Source organism: Acinetobacter legionensis, assembly GCF_048551735.1.
Classification (GTDB): domain Bacteria; phylum Pseudomonadota; class Gammaproteobacteria; order Pseudomonadales; family Moraxellaceae; genus Acinetobacter.
Genome location: NZ_JBIMBV010000098.1, coordinates 1 through 471, shown reverse-complemented (window position 1 = coordinate 471; position 471 = coordinate 1). Strand labels below are relative to the sequence as shown.

The following is a 471-nucleotide window of genomic DNA, read 5'->3' as shown; positions in this document are numbered from 1 at the left end:
TTTGTTTTAAATCAGCACTGACTGAAGAAATACGCCCACCATTTGCACGACCAGCTAACAACTCATCAGCAAGTTCAATCACTTTACCTGGTAATGGTATATATCCATCCAAACCAACTTTAAATGTGACAGTTCGAGTTTCAAGTTGTTCTGTTTTTAAAGCCCATTGGCCAGTACGTTGTGCTTGTCCTTCTGATGTACAACCCCATGCCTCAAGTTCTAATAAGCGTACCGCTTTAGCCTCTGCAATTGATTTTTCATCACGCACAAAAACATATTCAGTTTTATAGCGATTTTGCGGATTATCCCAAGCAACTTTGACTGCATTATGCCGATCACGTGCACGCGTACCGGTGTAATTGATACCAAGAACACCATCAATAATATTGGCAGATGTGTATGTAAAAATAGCATCTTGAGGTACATCAGCCTCACATACGATAGATGCACCATCCCAATAACTGATTGCAC

The 471-nt window shown here is 40.6% G+C and carries 1 protein-coding gene; it reads right to left on the bottom strand.

The features are described from left to right. Positions 1 to 471, bottom strand: a 471-nt coding sequence (locus ACG9ZL_RS21185; protein ID WP_419361897.1) for a phage tail protein, incomplete at both ends; no start/stop codon positions are given.